The organism is Micromonospora coriariae, assembly GCF_900091455.1.
GTDB classification, from domain to species: Bacteria; Actinomycetota; Actinomycetes; order Mycobacteriales; family Micromonosporaceae; genus Micromonospora; species Micromonospora coriariae.
The window spans coordinates 3451671-3468108 of the sequence record NZ_LT607412.1; the positions used below are offsets into that span (position 1 = coordinate 3451671).

The 16438-nt window shown below is 73.0% G+C and carries 11 protein-coding genes and 1 riboswitch; of the genes, 7 read left to right on the forward strand and 4 right to left on the reverse strand.

Annotated elements, in window-relative coordinates:
- Positions 1-32: 32 nt before the first annotated feature.
- Entirely contained in the window at positions 33-5873 is a 5841-nt protein-coding gene (locus GA0070607_RS16255; protein WP_089018960.1) for a ThuA domain-containing protein, read from the reverse strand.
- A 312-nt stretch (positions 5874-6185) separates the two neighbouring features.
- A riboswitch (TPP riboswitch) is annotated at positions 6186-6295 on the forward strand.
- Between GA0070607_RS16255 and thiE the strand changes: the two genes are divergently transcribed.
- The 7 genes from thiE (at position 6290) to thiC (ending at position 12163) form a co-directional block, all read left to right on the forward strand.
- The gene (gene thiE / locus GA0070607_RS16260; protein WP_089018961.1) at positions 6290-6916 is read left to right on the forward strand and encodes a thiamine phosphate synthase; all 627 of its coding nucleotides are present in this window, start codon (positions 6290-6292) and stop codon (positions 6914-6916) included. Its footprint overlaps the riboswitch before it by 6 nt.
- Positions 6910-8124: a glycine oxidase ThiO gene (gene thiO / locus GA0070607_RS16265; RefSeq protein ID WP_172899049.1), complete on the forward strand. Its 1215-nt coding sequence runs from the start codon at positions 6910-6912 to the stop codon at positions 8122-8124. The genes thiE and thiO overlap by 7 nt, the downstream gene beginning before the upstream one ends.
- Entirely contained in the window at positions 8115-8315 is a 201-nt protein-coding gene (gene thiS, locus GA0070607_RS16270; protein ID WP_089018963.1) for a sulfur carrier protein ThiS, read from the forward strand. The genes thiO and thiS overlap by 10 nt, the downstream gene beginning before the upstream one ends.
- Positions 8312-9091 carry a thiazole synthase gene (locus GA0070607_RS16275; RefSeq protein ID WP_089018964.1) on the forward strand — a complete coding sequence of 260 codons (780 nt, stop codon included), beginning with the start codon at positions 8312-8314 and terminating at the stop codon, positions 9089-9091. Before thiS ends, GA0070607_RS16275 begins: the two co-directional genes overlap by 4 nt.
- A 26-nt stretch (positions 9092-9117) precedes the next feature.
- Entirely contained in the window at positions 9118-9771 is a 654-nt protein-coding gene (locus tag GA0070607_RS16280) for a thiamine phosphate synthase (protein ID WP_089021885.1), read from the forward strand.
- The gene (gene thiD / locus GA0070607_RS16285; protein WP_089018965.1) at positions 9768-10553 is read left to right on the forward strand and encodes a bifunctional hydroxymethylpyrimidine kinase/phosphomethylpyrimidine kinase; all 786 of its coding nucleotides are present in this window, start codon (positions 9768-9770) and stop codon (positions 10551-10553) included. The genes GA0070607_RS16280 and thiD overlap by 4 nt, the downstream gene beginning before the upstream one ends.
- A 17-nt stretch (positions 10554-10570) precedes the next feature.
- Positions 10571-12163 carry a phosphomethylpyrimidine synthase ThiC gene (gene thiC / locus GA0070607_RS16290; protein ID WP_089018966.1) on the forward strand — a complete coding sequence of 531 codons (1593 nt, stop codon included), beginning with the start codon at positions 10571-10573 and terminating at the stop codon, positions 12161-12163.
- 56 nt (positions 12164-12219) lie between these two features.
- On the opposite strand, the gene GA0070607_RS33000 is transcribed toward thiC, so the two are convergent.
- From GA0070607_RS33000 to GA0070607_RS16305, 3 genes are all read right to left on the reverse strand, one after another.
- The gene (locus GA0070607_RS33000; RefSeq protein ID WP_197701268.1) at positions 12220-15105 is read right to left on the reverse strand and encodes a hypothetical protein; all 2886 of its coding nucleotides are present in this window, start codon (positions 15103-15105) and stop codon (positions 12220-12222) included.
- 77 nt (positions 15106-15182) lie between these two features.
- Positions 15183-15491 (reverse strand): cupin domain-containing protein, encoded by a 309-nt coding sequence (locus tag GA0070607_RS16300; protein WP_089018967.1) that lies wholly within the window; start codon positions 15489-15491, stop codon positions 15183-15185.
- The gene (locus GA0070607_RS16305; RefSeq protein ID WP_089018968.1) at positions 15488-16438 is read right to left on the reverse strand and encodes an LLM class F420-dependent oxidoreductase; all 951 of its coding nucleotides are present in this window, start codon (positions 16436-16438) and stop codon (positions 15488-15490) included. The genes GA0070607_RS16300 and GA0070607_RS16305 overlap by 4 nt, the downstream gene beginning before the upstream one ends.

Genomic DNA, 16438 nt, shown 5'->3' on the forward strand with positions numbered 1-16438 from the left:
ACGCCGGAGCGCCGGGGAGGGACCTCGTCGGATCAGAGCTGGCGACCGGGTGCCAACCGGGTGGCGTCGCCACCGAGCCGCCCGGCGCCCTTGACCGGCTCGCCGTCGTTCGCCCGTACCCCGGCCTTGCTGGCCGTGCCGCCGAGCCGGACGATCATGGCGTCGGCGTCCCGGATCAGGACGTCCCGGATCTCCGCCTCGGCCACCAGGCTGGCGTTCGCGGCGAGCGTCCGGAACTCGGTCAGCTGCTTGATCGCCTTCTGGTCGTTGCCGGCCGCCTCGGCCTTACGGGCCGCGTCGAGCTTCGCCGTCAACTGCTTGTGCGCCTTGGCCGAGAGCCGCCCCGTCGCCTTGAACCGGTCCAGCAGGTTCTGCATGTCCCGGAACGAGGTGGTGACGAAGAACCGGACCGTCGAGGTCGTCTTGTTGCCCGCCTTGTCGGTCGCTGTCACGGTCAGCTCGTGCAGGCCGAGCGGCAGCTCGTACATGGCCTGCAGGGTGCCGCTGGCGTACGCCCGGCCGTTCAACTGGCCCACCACTGTCGCGATGCCCGAGGTGGGGTCGACGGCCTGCCAGGACACCCGGACGTCCTGGCTGTCCCCGTAGAGCTGGCCGTCGGCGATCCCGGAGACCAGCAGTGTCGGCTTGGTGCCGTCGATCCGCAGCACCGCCGACTTGAGCGTCTCGGCGTTGCCCGCCTTGTCGGTGGAGCGGAACAGCAGTTCGTGCTGCCCGTCGCCGGTCACCTCGACAGGCGTCGAGTACGGCGTCCACGCGCCGCCGTCCAGTGACCACTCGACCGTCTTGACTCCGGAACCGGCGTCGGTCGAGGTCAGCACGACCGGGATCGTCCCGTCGTGCCAGCCGGCGTCGTTCGCCGGAGCGAACGTCGCCGAGGTGACCGGCGCGGTGGCGTCGATCTTGACCGCGATGGTCTTCGTCGACTCCACGTTGCCCGCCTCGTCGGTCGAGCGGAACCGCAGTTCGTGCTCGCCGTCCCCGCTGACCGCCACCGGAGCGGTGTAGTCCGTCCAGGTGGTGGCCCCGTCCAGCTGGTACGCCGTGCCGGCCAACTCGCTGCCGCCGGCCTCGTCGGCCGCGGTGAGGGTGACAGTCACCGGCCCGGTGTACCACCCGTCGGTCGGGGTGCCGGAGACCGCCGCCGTGGTGACCGGCGCTGTCTCGTCGGCCGTCCCGGTGCTCAACCGGAAGTAGTCGAACGCGGCGGTCTTCGAGGCGGTCTGGTTGGCGCCGAGGGTGAACAGCCCGACCTTCGGGGTGGCCCCGACCGCGCTGTTGGTGAGCGTGGTCAACGCGGTCCAGGTCGTCCCGTCCGCCGAGTACGACGCGGTGAAGGTGTCGCCGCTGCGGGCGAGCCGCAGATGCCACACCGCACTTGTCAGGTTGGCCGCCTCCGGTTGCGGGTTCTGGACCGTGCCACCGATCTCGCTGCGGAACTCGATCCGCCGCGTCACCGGCTGGCCGGCCTGGTTGTCCGCGATGTAGTCGAACTTGAGGTAGTTGTCGTCGTCCGCCTGCACGATCAGGCCGGCCTGCTGGTACTGCTCGTTCAGCAGGCTGCCGTCGACCTTCGTCTCCAGGGTCCAGTCGCCCGACGGCGCGGTCTGGAGGATGAAGTTCTTCGGCCCGGTGTTGTCGGTGCCGTAGATGTCACCGTTGGGCACGTCGACCCGCAGCGCGCCACCGGTGACCCGGTAACCGTTCGGGTCCTCCCGCAGGATCGCGTTCCACCGGCACTTGTCGAGCGCGTCGCCGGTGAACTCGTCCGACGGCACGACCGGCCCGGCCGGGGCGTCCGGCGTGATCTGGAACCAGTCGAAGCTGGCGTCCACCACCGGTGCCTCGGTGCCGCCGTTGACCGCGAAGAGGCCGATCCGCGGGTTGGTGATGCCGTCGAGCGCGGCCGACCGTCCGACCGGGGTGAAGGTCTGCCCGTCGGCCGAGACGGCCGCTGTCAGGTCCGTCCCGTCGCTGGTGATCCGCAGGTGCACGGTGTCGCCCGCCGGTGCGGCGGTGCTGTCGGCGGCCTCGTTGCGCGGCGTGCCGGCCGTCTCCCGGATGAACTCCACCCGCCGGCTGCCGTTGTACAGCAGGTCCAGCTTGGCGTAGTTGTCGTCGTCGCCGTACACCAGCAGGCCGGCCTGCTGGTAGTTGGCAGTCACCGGCAGGGTGACCCGGGTGGTCGCCTGCCAGGCGCCGGTCGGAGCCGCCTGGAGCACCAGGTTTGTGGCGTCGTTGCGGGCACCGTAGAGGTCGCCCACCGCGGTGGGCAGCCGCAGCGCGCCGCCGGAGACCGAGTAGAGCTGGTTCTCCCGGACCACGCTGCTCCACCGGCTCTTGTCGAGGCTGGTGCCGTCGAAGTCGTCCGAACGCGCCCCGAAGCAGGACGTGTTCGGCGCGTCGACCCGCACCGGCACGGTGGCGTACGACTTCGCGCCCTTGCTGTCCGTCACCGTCAGGGTGGCGGTGAAGGCGCCCGGGCTGGTGTAGGTGTGGCTGGCGTCCAGGGTGGTCGCCGCGCCGCCGTCACCGAAGTCCCAGGCGTACGTCAGCGGGGTGTCTCCCTCGGCGTCGGTGGCCGTGCCGTCGAAGGCGACGGTGACCGGCGCGGTGCCGGTGGCCGGGGTGGCGGTGGCGGTGACCACCGGCGGCGCGTTCTCGGTGACGCCGCGGCCGAGGAAGTCCATCCAGTTGACGTTGAACAGCGACCCCGCGCCGCCGTTCGGGTCCTCGGCAACGAAGTACAGCGTGCCGCTCGCGGCACCGGTCACCGGCGCGGTCACGTCCGTGTACGTCTGCCACCCGCCGGTGCCCGGCACGGTGGCCGTGGCGACCACCGGTCCGTCGACGGCGCCGGCGCGGACCTCGACCCGGCCTCCGGAGCCGGCCGAGGCGGCCCGGAACCGGATGTCTGTGACGTTTGTCAGGTTCGCCGGGGAGAGCGACCACCAGTCGCCGTCCTCGATGAACCCGATGTTCTGGCCGCCGCCGGCGGTGTCGCCGCCGGTCTCCCGCTGCACGCCGGCGTCGCCGCCGCCGGTGCTCCCCGGTGCCCGCCCGGTGGCCGTGAAGTACTCCGCCTGCTTGCGCTTGGGCTGCAACTGCTCGATCGCCCGGCCGGTCAGCGGACCGGCGCCACCAGCGCCGCCCTCGTCGGTGTAGGTGGCCTCGAAGACCGCGAAGACGTTCGCCTCGGCGCCGTGGCCGGAGGCGAGCGACGTCTGGACGGTGCCGGTGCAGCCGGTGTGCTGCTCCAGCGGGTGGGCGTGCTCGTCGTGACCGAGCAGCACCTGCAGCCGCACCTGGTTGCAGTCGATCTGCCCGTCCTCCGGGTCGGTCACCTTGATGGTGTAGCGGACCTGGTCACCCCAGTCGAAGAACCCGCCGTCGGGTGGGAACTCGATGGTCACCGTCGGCGCGGTGTTGCCCACGGTGACCGGCACGTTGGCCACCGCGGTACGGCCCTCCGGGTTGGTGACGGTGAGCTGGGCGGTGAAGCTGCCCGCCGTGGCGTAGGTGTGCGTCGGGTTCGCCTCGGTGGAGGTCTGGCCGTCGCCGAAGGCCCAGGCGTAGGTGAGCGTGCCGCCGTCCGGGTCGCGCGAGCCGTCGCTGGAGAAGGCGACAGTCAACGGCGCGGCCCCCGACGTCGGGGTGGCCGCCGCCACCGCGATCGGCGCCCGCTCACCGGCGATGTAGTCGATCCGGTATACGCCGGAGTTGTCGTTGTTGCCGCCGAAGCCGCTGCCCCACTCGATCAGGTAGAGCGCGCCGTCCGGGCCGAACTCGAAGTCCATCGGCCGGATCATGCTCATCCCGGTGAGCAGCTGGTTGATGTCCACCAACGACTTGCCGTCGGCGGTGACCTGCATGGTGTACATCTTGTTCTGGTTCCACTCGCCGAGCAGCGCCTTGCCGTCGTAGTACGCCGGCCACTTCCGGGTGGAATTGAGGTCGGCGTCGTACCGGTAGACCGGGCCGCCCATCGGGGCACCGCCGCCGCCGATCTCCGGGTACCGCGCGTCACCGGCGTACCCGTAGTCGACGGTGGCCGGGACGACCGGCGGGAGGTTGGTCAGGCCTGTGTTGTTGGGCGAGTTGTTCACCGGCGCCGCGCAGTCGAACTTCGGGCCGCTCGGGCCGGACGGGAAGGTGTAGTCGTTGTACGCCTCGTTCGTCCCGGTGCAGTACGGCCAGCCGTAGTTGCCGGGGGTGACGATGTTCCACTCGACCAGCCCACGCGGGCCCCGGTTCGGGTTGTCCGCGTTGGCGTCCGGCCCGTAGTCCGCGACGTAGAGCGTGTTGGTCTTCGGGTCGGTGCCGATCCGGAACGGGTTGCGGAAGCCCATCGCGTAGATCTCGGGTCGGGTCTTCTCGGTGCCCGGCGCGAAGAGGTTGCCCGCCGGGACGGTGTAGGTCCCATCGTCCTCAGGGTGGATCCGGATCACCTTGCCGCGCAGGTCGTTGGTGTTGCCGGAGGTGCGCTGCGCGTCGAAGTCCTGGCGCCCCGGCCGCTCGTCGATCGGCGAGTACGCGCTCGACTCGAACGGGTTGGTGTTGTCACCGGTGGCCAGGTAGAGGTTGCCGGCGCCGTCGAAGGCCATGCTGCCGCCGGCGTGGCAGCAGGTGTTGCGCTGGGTGTCGACCCGCAGCACCTGCTTCTCGCTCGCCGGGTCGATGGCGTCACCGTTCACCGTGAACCGGGACAGCAGGTTGCGCGTGACGCCGTCGTTCGGGGCGTAGTACAGGTACACCCACCTGTTGGTGGCGAAGTCCGGGTCGAGCCGGATGCCGATCAGGCCGTCCTCGTTGCCGGTGAAGACGTCCAGGTCGAGGGCGGTGACGGTGTTGCCGGTGTCCGGCTTCACGATCTGCACGCGACCGTCGCGCTCGACGTAGAAGACCCGCCCGTCCGGGGCGATGTCCAGCTCCATCGGGTTGCTGGTGTTGCTGTCCAGGGCGACCTTCTCGAAGCTCGCGGTCTTCGAGGCGCCGCAGTCGGCGTCCGCCGCCCCGGCGGCGGTCCGGATGCCGCCGAGCAGGTGGGAGAGGAACTCCGGCTCCGCGTACGACTCCCTGGTGTGCCCGCCGCCGGTGTACCAGGAACGACCACCGTCGAAGTCCTGGCACCAGGCGATCGGGTGGTCGGCGCCCATCGCGCCGGCGCCCGGGGTGTAGCTCTTCTCGTCCAGGCTGGCCAGCACGTGCACGTCCGGCCGGGGGTTGGTCTGGTAGTTGTACCACTCGTCGAAGCGGGACCAGCGGTCCGGCAGCTCGGCGGTGGACGGGTGGGCGTGGTCCTCCACCTTGACCGTGGCCTGCTGGTTCGCCGGGTGGTTGGCGAAGTACGCGCCGACGAGGTCGCCGTACCAGGCCCAGCTGTACTCGGTGTCGGAGGCGGCGTGGATGCCCACGTAACCGCCGCCGGCCCGCACGTAACGCTCGAACGCGGCCTGCTGCTCGGCGTCCAGGACGTCGCCGGTGGTGGAGAGCCAGATCACCGCCTGGTATTTCGCCAGATTGGCGTCGGTGAACGCGCCACCGTCCTCGGAACTGTCCACGGTGAATCCGTTGGCCGCGCCGAGTTGTTGGATCGCGGCGAGACCTGTGGGAATGGAGTCGTGGCGGAAGCCGGCCGTCTTGGAGAACACCAGAACGGAGAAGGGATCGGCCTCAGCCTTTGGCGCCTTCGGCGCCACCTGGCTGACCGGGGCCGCGGCTTGCGCATCCCTCACGGGGACCTGCGCGGCGGCGGGTGCCGCCTGTGCCGGCAGGCCGAAGAGGGTCGTCGAGGCGAGGGCCAGGGAGATCAGGGTCGCGGTGATGGGTACGCGGGCACGACGAGAATGGGACACGCCGCCTCCTATGTCGCGGTGGACAGGGATCGCGGGGGCCGGCTCGCCGAAGACCGTCCCGGATGGAGCCGGTGCGGGTGCCGTGCCAGGGCATCCACGCCAGCATTTTGTCGAATCGCTGAACAAATTAATTCGGTTCGATCAATGTCCGGCAAGATGCCGGCGGGTAACGGTTCTGCAACGGTGGGCGACATTCCGAACAGGACCGTATGAAGCGCCCAACGGATCTCGCGGAGCGGGGTGATTCTCGCCCGCCCGGTCGCCCGCCGACCCCGCCTTGGCAGGCGGCCGGATCTGTCGTACGGTGACACGCAAGTAACCCACGGGAGCCCGGTGTACCGGGCTGAGAGGGGGGCTGACAGCCCCCGACCGTCGAACCTGATCCGGGTAATGCCGGCGCAGGGAGGAGCGTTGCCGTGCCGTCCCTTGGGCGACTGCATCTGATCACCGACACCCGACCCGGACGGGATCCACTCACCGTGGTCCGGGCCGCCCTCACCGCGGCCCGCGCCGACCTGGTGGTGCAGGTCCGGGTCGAGGACTCCGCCACCGACCGTGAGGCGTACGACCTGGCCCGGCGGGTGCTCGCGCTCTGCATGCCGTACGGGTCGACCTGCCTGGTCAACGACCGGTTGCACGTGGCGCTGGCGGTGGGCGCCGCCGGTGGACACGTCGGTGCCGACGACCTGCCGGTCGCCGCCGGCCGCCGGGTGCTCGGCCCCGACGGCGTGCTCGGGGCCACCGCCCGGGCACCGGAGACGGCGATCGAGGCCGTCGCCGCGGGGGCCAGCTACCTGGGCGTCGGGCCGTGCCACACCACCAGCACCAAATCCGGGCTGCCGGACCCGATCGGCCCGGCGGGGGTACGCGCGGTCAGCGACGCCGTCGACGTACCGGTCGTCGCGATCGGTGGGGTGACCGCCGCCCGGGTGCCGGCGCTGCGGGCCGCCGGGGCGTACGGGGTGGCGGTGGTGGGCGCGGTATCGGGCGCCGCCGACCCGGCCCGGGCCACCGCCGAGCTGCTCGGGGCGCTGACGTGTTAACAGGGGGCCCTTCCTCTACAGAATCCGTTAACAAGGGGCCCTTCCTTGCGGACGTGGCGGTGGTGGGGGCGGGGCCGATCGGGTTGGCGATCGCCTGGCGGTGCGCCGCCCGGGGGCTTCGGGTGGTGGTGCACGACCCGGCCCCCGGTTCGGGGGCGTCGGCGGTGGCCGCCGGAATGCTCTCTCCGGTGGCCGAGGCGTACTTCGGTGAGCGGCAGCTGACCGGGTTGCTGCTGGCGTCCGCCGCCCGCTGGCCGGCGTTCGCGGACGAGCTGACCGAGGCGAGCGGCGTCGAGCTGGGCTACCGGACCGAGGGCACCCTGCTGGTGGGGCTGACCGCGGACGACCTGGCCGAGGCGCGCCGGCTCTGGGCGTACCAGCAGGGGCTAGGTTTGCCGGTCACCCCGCTGCGCCCCACCGAGCTGCGCGACCGCGAGCCGGCGCTCGCGCCGCGGGTGCGCGGCGGGGCACTCGCGTCCACCGACCACCAGGTCGACCCGCGGTTGCTGGTGCCGGCGCTGCGCACGGCCGCGCAGCGGGCCGGCGCGGTGCTCGCGCCGCAGGCGGTCCGTTCTCTCTCCGACGTGGACGCCCGGGTCACCGTGGTCGCCGCCGGCTGCGGCGCCGCCGCCCTCACCGGCCTGCCCGTCCGGCCGGTGAAGGGCCAGATCCTCCGGCTGCGCGCGCCCGGCGGCGCGGCGCCGGGCTTCCGGCACGTGATCCGGGGGTACGCCGACGGCGAGCAGGTCTATCTGGTGCCCCGCGCCGACGGCGAGGTGGTGCTCGGCGCGACGGTCGAGGAGCGGTCGGACACCACGGTCACCGCCGGTGCGGTGCTGCGCCTGCTCCGTGCCGGCGTCGACCTGCTCCCGGAGCTGGCCGAGTACGACCTGGTCGAGACGGTCGCCGGGCTGCGCCCGGGCACCCCGGACAACGCACCGATCCTCGGGCCGCTGCCCGCCCGGCCGGACGTGCTGGCCGCCACCGGGCACCACCGGCACGGCATCGTGCTCACCCCGATCACCGCCGACCTGATCGCCGACCTGGTCACCACCGGTGTGGCCGACCCGCTGCTCACGCCCTTTCATCCGGGCCGGTTCGCCGCCGCCGGCCCGGATCCCACCAACGCGGCCGGTCGGTTGGCCGGGCCCGGTGCGGCCGATGTCGGTGCACCTGATCGGACGACGGAGGAGGACCTGTGGAGTTGACTGTGAACGGGAGCGGGCGCAGCGTCCCCGGTGGCGCCTCGGTGGCCGATCTGGTCAGCGATATCGTGCCGCAGCAGCGCGGGGTGGCGGTCGCGGTCAACGGCGAGGTGGTGCCCCGGGCCGGCTGGCCGACCACTGCGCTGCGCGACGGTGATCGCGTCGAGTTGCTCACCGCCGCGCAGGGCGGGTGACGGCCGTGCCGTTCGAGCTGGGCGGGGCGACGTTCACCTCGCGGCTGATCCTCGGCACCGGCGGCGCCGCGAACCTGCACGTGCTGGAGCGGGCGATCCGGGCGTCCGGCACCGAGCTGGTCACTCTGGCGCTGCGCCGGGTGGACACCGCGCCGGGCTCGGCCGGTGGGCTGCTGGAGCTGCTGGACCGGTGCGGGGTAAGGCTGCTGCCGAACACCGCCGGCTGCCACACCGCGACCGAGGCCGTGAAGGTGGCCCGGCTGGCCAGGGACGCGTTCGACACCGACTGGATCAAGCTGGAGGTGATCGGTGACGAGCGGACCCTGCTGCCCGACGGGGTCGAGCTGCTCCGTGCCGCCGAGGAACTGGTCGCCGACGGCTTCACCGTGCTGCCGTACACCAGCGACGACCCGGTGCTCGCCCGCCGGCTGGCCGACGTGGGCTGCGCCGCGGTGATGCCGGCCGGCGCGCCGATCGGCTCGGGACTCGGCATCGGCAACCCGCACCACATCCGGCTGATCCGGCAGGGCGTGGACGTGCCGGTGATCCTGGACGCCGGCATCGGCACCGCGTCCGACGCGGTCCTGGCGATGGAGCTGGGCTGCGACGCTGTGCTGCTGGCCAGCGCGGTCACCCGGGCCGCGGACCCGGTCGCGATGGCGACCGCGATGCGGTACGCGGTCGAGGCGGGCCGGCTGGCCGCCGGCGCCGGCCGGATCGCCCGCCGCTTCCACGCCCTCCCGTCCACCCCCGACGAGGGAAGACCCGACCTGTGACCCCCGAACGCGTCCCGCCCGGGGCCGTGCCGTCGGGCGTCGTGGTGTTGACGGATCGGCGGGTGGCGCGGGGGGCGCTCGATCAGGTGGTGGCGGGGGCGGTCGCCGGGGGAGCGCGCTGGGTGGTGCTGCGGGAGAAGGACCTGCCCCGCGCCGAGCGCGCCGCCCTCGCCGCCGACCTGCGTTCGATCCTCGCCGACGTCGCCGGAACCCTGATCGTGGCTGGCCCCGACCCACTCGACGGCGACGCCGTCCACCTGCCCGCCGCCGGCCCCTACCCGCCCCCGACCCACCGCCTGGTCGGCCGCTCCTGCCACAACGGAACCGAGCTGAACCGCCTGACCACCGAGCACTACGCCACCGTCTCCCCGGTCCACCCGACCGGGACAAAACCCGGCTACGGCCCACCCCTGGGAACCAAAGGGCTGCACGAGCTGATCCAGGTCAGCCCAACACCGGTGCTGGCGCTGGGAGGTGTGGAAACCCCAGAACAGGTGACCGCCTGCATCCAAGCAGGAGCAGCCGGAGTAGCCGTACTGGGCGCACTCATGCGAGCAAAAGATCCCACCCGGACAGCAGCGAGTCTGACCAGAGCCTTCCAAGAGGCGGTCACCCCCAAGCCCCTGAAACCCGGCGCGGAGTCAGCCAGATCCCCAACCGCAACCAAGGAGGGGCCGTGACACCCCACACCATCCTCACCATCGCCGGCTCCGACTCCGGCGGCGGCGCCGGCATCCAGGCCGACCTCAAGGTCTTCGCGGCGCTCGGCGCGTACGGCACCAGCGTCCTCACGGCGATCACCGCACAGAACACCCGGGGCGTCGACGCCGTCCTGCCGCTGCCCCCGCGCACGGTCACCGAGCAGTTGGACAGCGTGCTCGCCGACTTCACGGTCTGCGCGGTCAAGACCGGGATGCTGGGCAGTCCCGCTGTCGCCGACGCCGTGGCCGAGGCCGCCCGGGACGGCCGGCTGCCCCAGCTCGTCGTCGACCCGGTGCTGGTGGCCACCAGCGGTCACCGGCTCGGCGTGGTGGGTGCAGTCGAACGGATCCTTCCGTACGCCAGGGTGGCGACGCCGAACTGCGCGGAGGCCGCAGCCATCACCGGGCGCCCGGTGGACGACGTGGCCGGGATGGTCGCGGCCGCCGAGGCCCTCGCGGCCGGCGGCCCGGAGTACGTCGTGGTCACCGGCGGCGACCTGGACGGGGGCGAGGCGGTCGACGTGCTGCACGGCGGCGGCCACACCACCCTGTTGCGCGCACCTCGGGTGGACACCCGGCACACGCACGGCACCGGGTGCTCGTTCTCGGCGGCGATCGCCGTGCGGCTCGCGCTGGGCGATCCGGTGCCGGCGGCGGTGGGGGTCGCCAAGGAGTACGTGCTTCGCGCACTGACCGGAGCGCGGGGTTGGGAGCTGGGTGCGGGCCGCGGGCCGCTGGATCACTTCGGCTGGTCCGCTTGATCACCAGGGAGGCTGTCATGCAGGCACGAGGCAAGGTGTACGTCGAGGGGGCACGGCCGGATGTGCGAGTGCCGTTCGCCGAGGTGGCGCTGACCGGCGACCATCCGCCGGTGCGGCTCTACGACACGTCCGGTCCGGGCTCGGACCCGGAGGTCGGGCTGCCTCCGCTGCGCGGGCCGTGGATCGCCGAACGGGGTGATGTCGCCCCGGCACGGGGCGCGGGTACGCCGCTGACCGGAATGGCCGGGCGGCGGCCGACCCAGCTCGCCTACGCGCGGGCCGGCGTGGTGACGCCGGAGATGGAGTTCGTGGCGATCCGGGAGAACGTCGACCCGCAGCTCGTCCGGGCCGAGATCGCCGCCGGCCGGGCGGTGCTGCCGCTCAACGTGAACCACCCGGAGTGCGAGCCGGCGATCATCGGCAAGGCGTTCCTGGTCAAGGTGAACGCCAACATCGGCACCTCGGCGGTCAGCTCGTCGGTCGCCGAGGAGGTGGAGAAGCTGACCTGGGCCACCCGCTGGGGTGCCGACACGGTGATGGACCTGTCCACCGGCAAACGGATCCACGAGACCCGCGAGGCGATCGTGCGCAACTCGCCGGTGCCGATCGGGACGGTGCCGATCTACCAGGCGCTGGAGAAGGTCGGCGGCGACCCGGTGAAGCTGAGCTGGGAGGTGTTCCGGGACACAATGGTCGAGCAGGCCGAGCAGGGCGTGGACTACATGACTGTGCACGCCGGGGTGCTGCTGCCGTACGTGCCGCTGGCGGTGGACCGGGTGACCGGGATCGTCTCCCGAGGCGGTTCGATCATGGCAGCCTGGTGCCTGGCGCACCACGAGGAGAACTTCCTCTACACCAACTTCGCCGAGCTGTGCGAGCTGCTGGCCCGCTACGACGTGACCTTCTCCCTCGGTGACGGGCTGCGGCCCGGCTCCATCGCCGACGCCAACGACGAGGCGCAGTTCGCCGAGCTGCGCACCCTCGGCGAGTTGACCACTGTGGCCTGGGAGCACGACGTGCAGGTGATGATCGAGGGGCCGGGGCACGTGCCCATGCACAAGATCAAGGAGAACGTGGACCTCCAGCAGGAGTGGTGCCACGAGGCGCCGTTCTACACGCTCGGCCCGCTGACCACCGACATCGCGCCGGCGTACGACCACATCACCTCGGCGATCGGCGCCGCGATGATCGGCATGTTCGGCACTGCGATGCTCTGCTACGTCACCCCGAAGGAGCACCTGGGCCTGCCGGACCGCGACGACGTCAAGGCGGGCGTCATCGCGTACAAGATCGCGGCGCACGCCGCGGACCTGGCCAAGGGGCACCCCGGCGCGCAGGCGTGGGACGACGCGCTGTCCAAGGCGCGGTTCGAGTTCCGCTGGGAGGACCAGTTCAACCTGTCGCTGGACCCGGAGACGGCGCGCTCGTACCACGACGCCACGCTGCCCGCCGAGCCGGCGAAGACGGCACACTTCTGCTCGATGTGCGGCCCGAAGTTCTGCTCCATGAAAATCACCCAGGAGCTCAAGGAGTACGCGGCCCGCGGCATGAAGGACAAGTCGGCGGAGTTCGTCTCCGGTGGTGGCCGGGTCTACCTGCCGCTGGCCTGATCCGCCGGCCCTGCGCTGGGCACCCCTACAGGGGTGGCCAGCGCGGGGTTTCGGGGTCAGTCGCGGTGGTGTCGCCCGGTGGAGCGCAGCGAGCGGCGGCCGTTCTCCTGCTCCGGCTCGTTGTCCGCCACCGGCTTGCTCAGGCCGGAGACCCAGTCGACGAACTCCTCGTCCTGTGCCGGCAGTGGCTCGGTCGCATCCGGTGCGGCCTGGCTCTCCTCTTCGGCGCGGGTCCGGTTGCGGCGGAACAGGCTGCCGAGCCGTCCCCGGCGGGATGGCTGCTCCGCGTCGTTGCCGGCACCCGGTGCGGCGTCGGCGCTCGCCGGACCGTCGGTACCGGTGCCGTTCTGTTCCGGCACCAGCGGAGAGGCCGAGGTCGGGGAGGCTTGTCCCGCCGCGGAGGCCGGAACAGCCTCGGCGGCCGGGGCCGGCGTGCCGGCGGCCCGTCGCCATCGACTGGCCGCCCGGTCCGATGCGCTGCGCTGGACGGAGGGTGTGGCGGGGCGGGTCGGTGTGGCGGTGCCGGTCGGACCCGATGTTCCGGTGGGAGGTGCCGGGTCGCCGGCCGCGGGCGAGTCGGTCGACGCCGGCCCGGTGGCGCCCGCCGAACTCCGCAGCGGGTCTGCCGCCCCCTCGCTGCGTGCGGTGGTGAACGCGTCCCAGGTGTTGGCCCTGCTCAGGTCCGGCAGGGGTGCCCGGTGCCGGGGCCGCGGCGTCCACTCGGTCGGCTCCTCCCGGCTGGTCGGGGCGTCCGATGCGGTCGGTTCCGGGGTGCCGGCCTGTTGAGGTGCCGTCCACGCCGGGCTGACCGGCCAGGCTGGCGCGGCCGGGGTCCACCGATCCGCCTCCGGGGTTGCGGTTGCCGCCGCCCCGAACAGAGGTCCGGCGGAACCACTCGCGGTCGCGGGCCGTTCGGTGTCGGTGGGCCGTTCGGTGCCGGTGGTCCGCTCGGTCCGGGGCGCGACGGCGGCTGCGGAATCGCCGGCAGGGTCGGCCGCCGCCGGGTCGGTAGGGGCGGCGGGGCTCGCCGCAGGGGCGGTGGTGGCGGCGGGGGCCGTCGCGGGCGTCCCGGCGCCCTGACCGGGCTCGGTGCCCGGGGCGTCCTCTCCGGGCTGCGAGCCGTCGGTGGCCGTGCCGGACCCGGTGCCGTCGGTGGCCTTGGCGGGCCGGGGGGTTCTTCTGGCGCGGCCGGCGGTCGTGGACCTGGCCGGGTCGGCGGCGGTCTCCGGATTGGACGGTGTCGTACCGTCGGCCAGGTCTGAGGTCGGGGCGGCCTTCGGCTTGCGGGTCCGGCGCGGCTTGGGCGCCGGCGCGCCGGCCGTGCCGTTACCCGCAGTGCCCGCGCTCTCGCTGGTCGCCCCGTTGCTCTTGCTGGTCGTGCCCGTGCTGGTCGTGCCCGTGCTGGTCGTGCCCGTGCTGGTCGTGCCCGTGCTGGTCGTGCCCGTGCTGGTCGTGGTCGTCCGCGGGCTCGCTGTGGTCGTTTCCGCGCTCGCCGTGGTCGCGGCGGTCGCGCCGTCACCTGGCGAGTGGTGGTTCGTCGCGTCCTCGCCGGTCGGCCGGGCCGCGCCGGTCGTGGCCATGGCCGCGGTGCTGGTCGAGCCGTCGTCGCCCGGACCGCCCTCCGGAGCGGCGGGGTCGCCGCCGACCGAACCGTCCTGGGTCGGCTCGTCGGTGCGCGGCCCGCCCCTGCCTGGTGTGGTAGCGCTCGGCTCGCCCGTGGTGGCCGTCGTCGCGGGGTCACCGGCGTCGTCGCTGTGGTGGCGGGGACCGCCGGCCGGTCGGGGCAGGGGGGTGCCGGTCGGGTGGGCCGGCACCGAGCCGTGCTGACCGATCCCCGAGGTCGCCGGCCAGTCCCAGTGGGCTGGGACGGTGCGGACGGCACCGGTGCTGTCGGCGGCGCCCGGCTCACGTCCGACGCCGGCACTGTCGGCGGCGCGCGGGTCGTGCCCGGCGCTCGCGCTGGCCAGGTCCGCCCCGGTGGGTTCGGTGGCGTCCCGATCGGCCGCCGAGTCGGCGCCGGGTAGGGCCGGGCCGGCGGGCAACGGGCGCAGGATGTCGGTCGGCTCGATCGCCCGCCGATCGGCCGTGCGGGCACGCGCCGGCCAGCGCAGCAGGGCGGCCGCAGCCGCGCCGAGCGCGCCGGCGAGGACCGCGATCAGCGCGCCGTAGTAGGGGGTGGTCTGGTAACGATCCACCGCGTCGCCCGGACCGGCGGTCAGGTAGGCGAACGCCACCAGCACCGGGCCGGCCACCCCGGTGGCACCGCTGACCAGGGGGACCTGACCACGCCAGCGGGCCAGCCCGGCGGTCGCCGCGCCGGCCAGCAGCGCCGTGAGGGGCAGCACGACGAGCGCCAGCCGTTGTGCAGCGTCGTCGTCCAACCAGCTCGGCTCGAGGACCCCGAGCCGGACCGTGGGCAGCGGGCCGACGGTGCCGAGCGACGGCAGGACGGAGACCAGCGCCAGCACCCAGACCGCACCGGCCACCGCGGCCATGTTCCAGCCCAGCTCGGGCCGGAGCAGGACGGCGATCGCCGCGCCGGCCCCGATCACCGCGCCGAGCACGGCGCAGATGCCGACCGCCCAGACCGGGTCGATGGAGATCAGTTCGGCTGCCCGGGCGGGCTGCATGCAGAGCGGAGCGACGACGGTGGCGCCGAGCGCGGCCGCAGCACCGATGGCCAACTGCCGGCCGGTGCTGGTCGGCACGGCGTCCCGGCGGGCCAGGCGTCCGGTGAGGACGGCACCGGCAACGGCGGCGTTCGCGGCGAACCAGCCCACCCAGACGAGCTGGGCCGGCCACTGATTGACGGTCGTGCCGGTGAAGGCGCCGGTGAGTCGGACGATGCCGAATCCGTACGCGACGCCGAGCTGACCGGCTCCGGCCAGCACGCTCACCCCGAGCGCCGTGAGCAGCAGTCTGCCCCAGGTCCGAAAGGCCATGTCCGGCACGTTACGCACCTGGTACACCCGATCGCCACCGGCGCGCCGCGCGGCGCGCCGGCCCGCTCCCGGCGGGTCTACTTGAGTTCGACCAGCCGAGCCAGGTACGTCGTATCCCCGACATTGGTGAGCATGTGCACCGCGCCCGGGTCCCGGTAGACCACTCCGCCGGTGGGTTCGTCGGCGTCGATCAGGGTGCCGTCGACCGTCTGCACGACGTTCTTCGCGCCCTCGATCGCCACCACGAGGTAGGGGTGGTCGTGCCGGTGCAGCGGCTGCCGCTCGCCCGGTTCGAGCCGGATGTGCCAGACCCGGACCCGGTCGTTCTCGTACACGATCTCCTGGCCCACCGGCCCGAGTTCGGTCCCGTCGAACACGTCGGTCATCGTTCTCCGTCCAGTTGCGGGAGCACCTCGGCGGCGATCAGCTCGAGGTGGTCCAGGTCAGCGAAATCGATCAGGCGCAGGTGCACCCGGGTTGCGCCGATCGCGGCGAACTCGCCGATCCGCTGCACGAGCTGCGCGGGCGAGCCGACCACCGGGTCCTCCGGAGGCAGCGCGCTCTTCTCGTGCAGTGGCGCGGCCCGTCGCTGCGCCTCGGCGTCGGTTCGCCCGATGGCCACCACGATTCCGGCGGAGAGCACCAGCGGCGCCCGCCCGGACTCCGTCCGGCCACTGCGGTCGCACGCCTCGCGCACGCGGTCGTACGCCTTGGCGGTCTCCGCCACGGACTTGAACGGCATGTTGAACTCGTCGGCGTACCGGGCGGCCAGCTCGGGGGTGCGCTTGGGGCCGCGCCCGCCCACGATGATCGGCGGCCCGGGCACCTGCACCGGCTTGGGCAGGGCCGGCGCGTCCACCAGCCGGTAGTGGTCGCCGGCGTAGCTGTACGTCGCGCCCGGCGGCGTCCGCCACAGCCCGGTGATCACCTCAAGCTGCTCGGCCAGCCGGTCGAAGCGTTCGCCGACCTTCGGAAAGGGGATGCCGTACGAGATGTGCTCGCGCTCGTACCAGCCGGCGCCGATGCCGAGGTCGACGCGACCGCCGCTCATCTGGTCGACCTGCGCGACCATCACCGCCAGCGGGCCGGGAAGCCGGAAGGTAGCCGACGTGACGAGCGTGCCGAGCCGGATCCGCTCGGTCTCCCTGGCCAGGGCGGCGAGGGTCAGCCAGGCGTCCGTCGGGCCGGGCAGGCCCGGGTCGGCACCCATCGACTGGTAGTGGTCGGCGCGGAGGAAGCCCTCGAAGCCGCCCGCCTCGACCATCCGCGCGAACCGGAGCTGGTCGTCGTAGCTGGCGCCACGGTGCGGCTCGGTGAAGACCGACACCCGCAT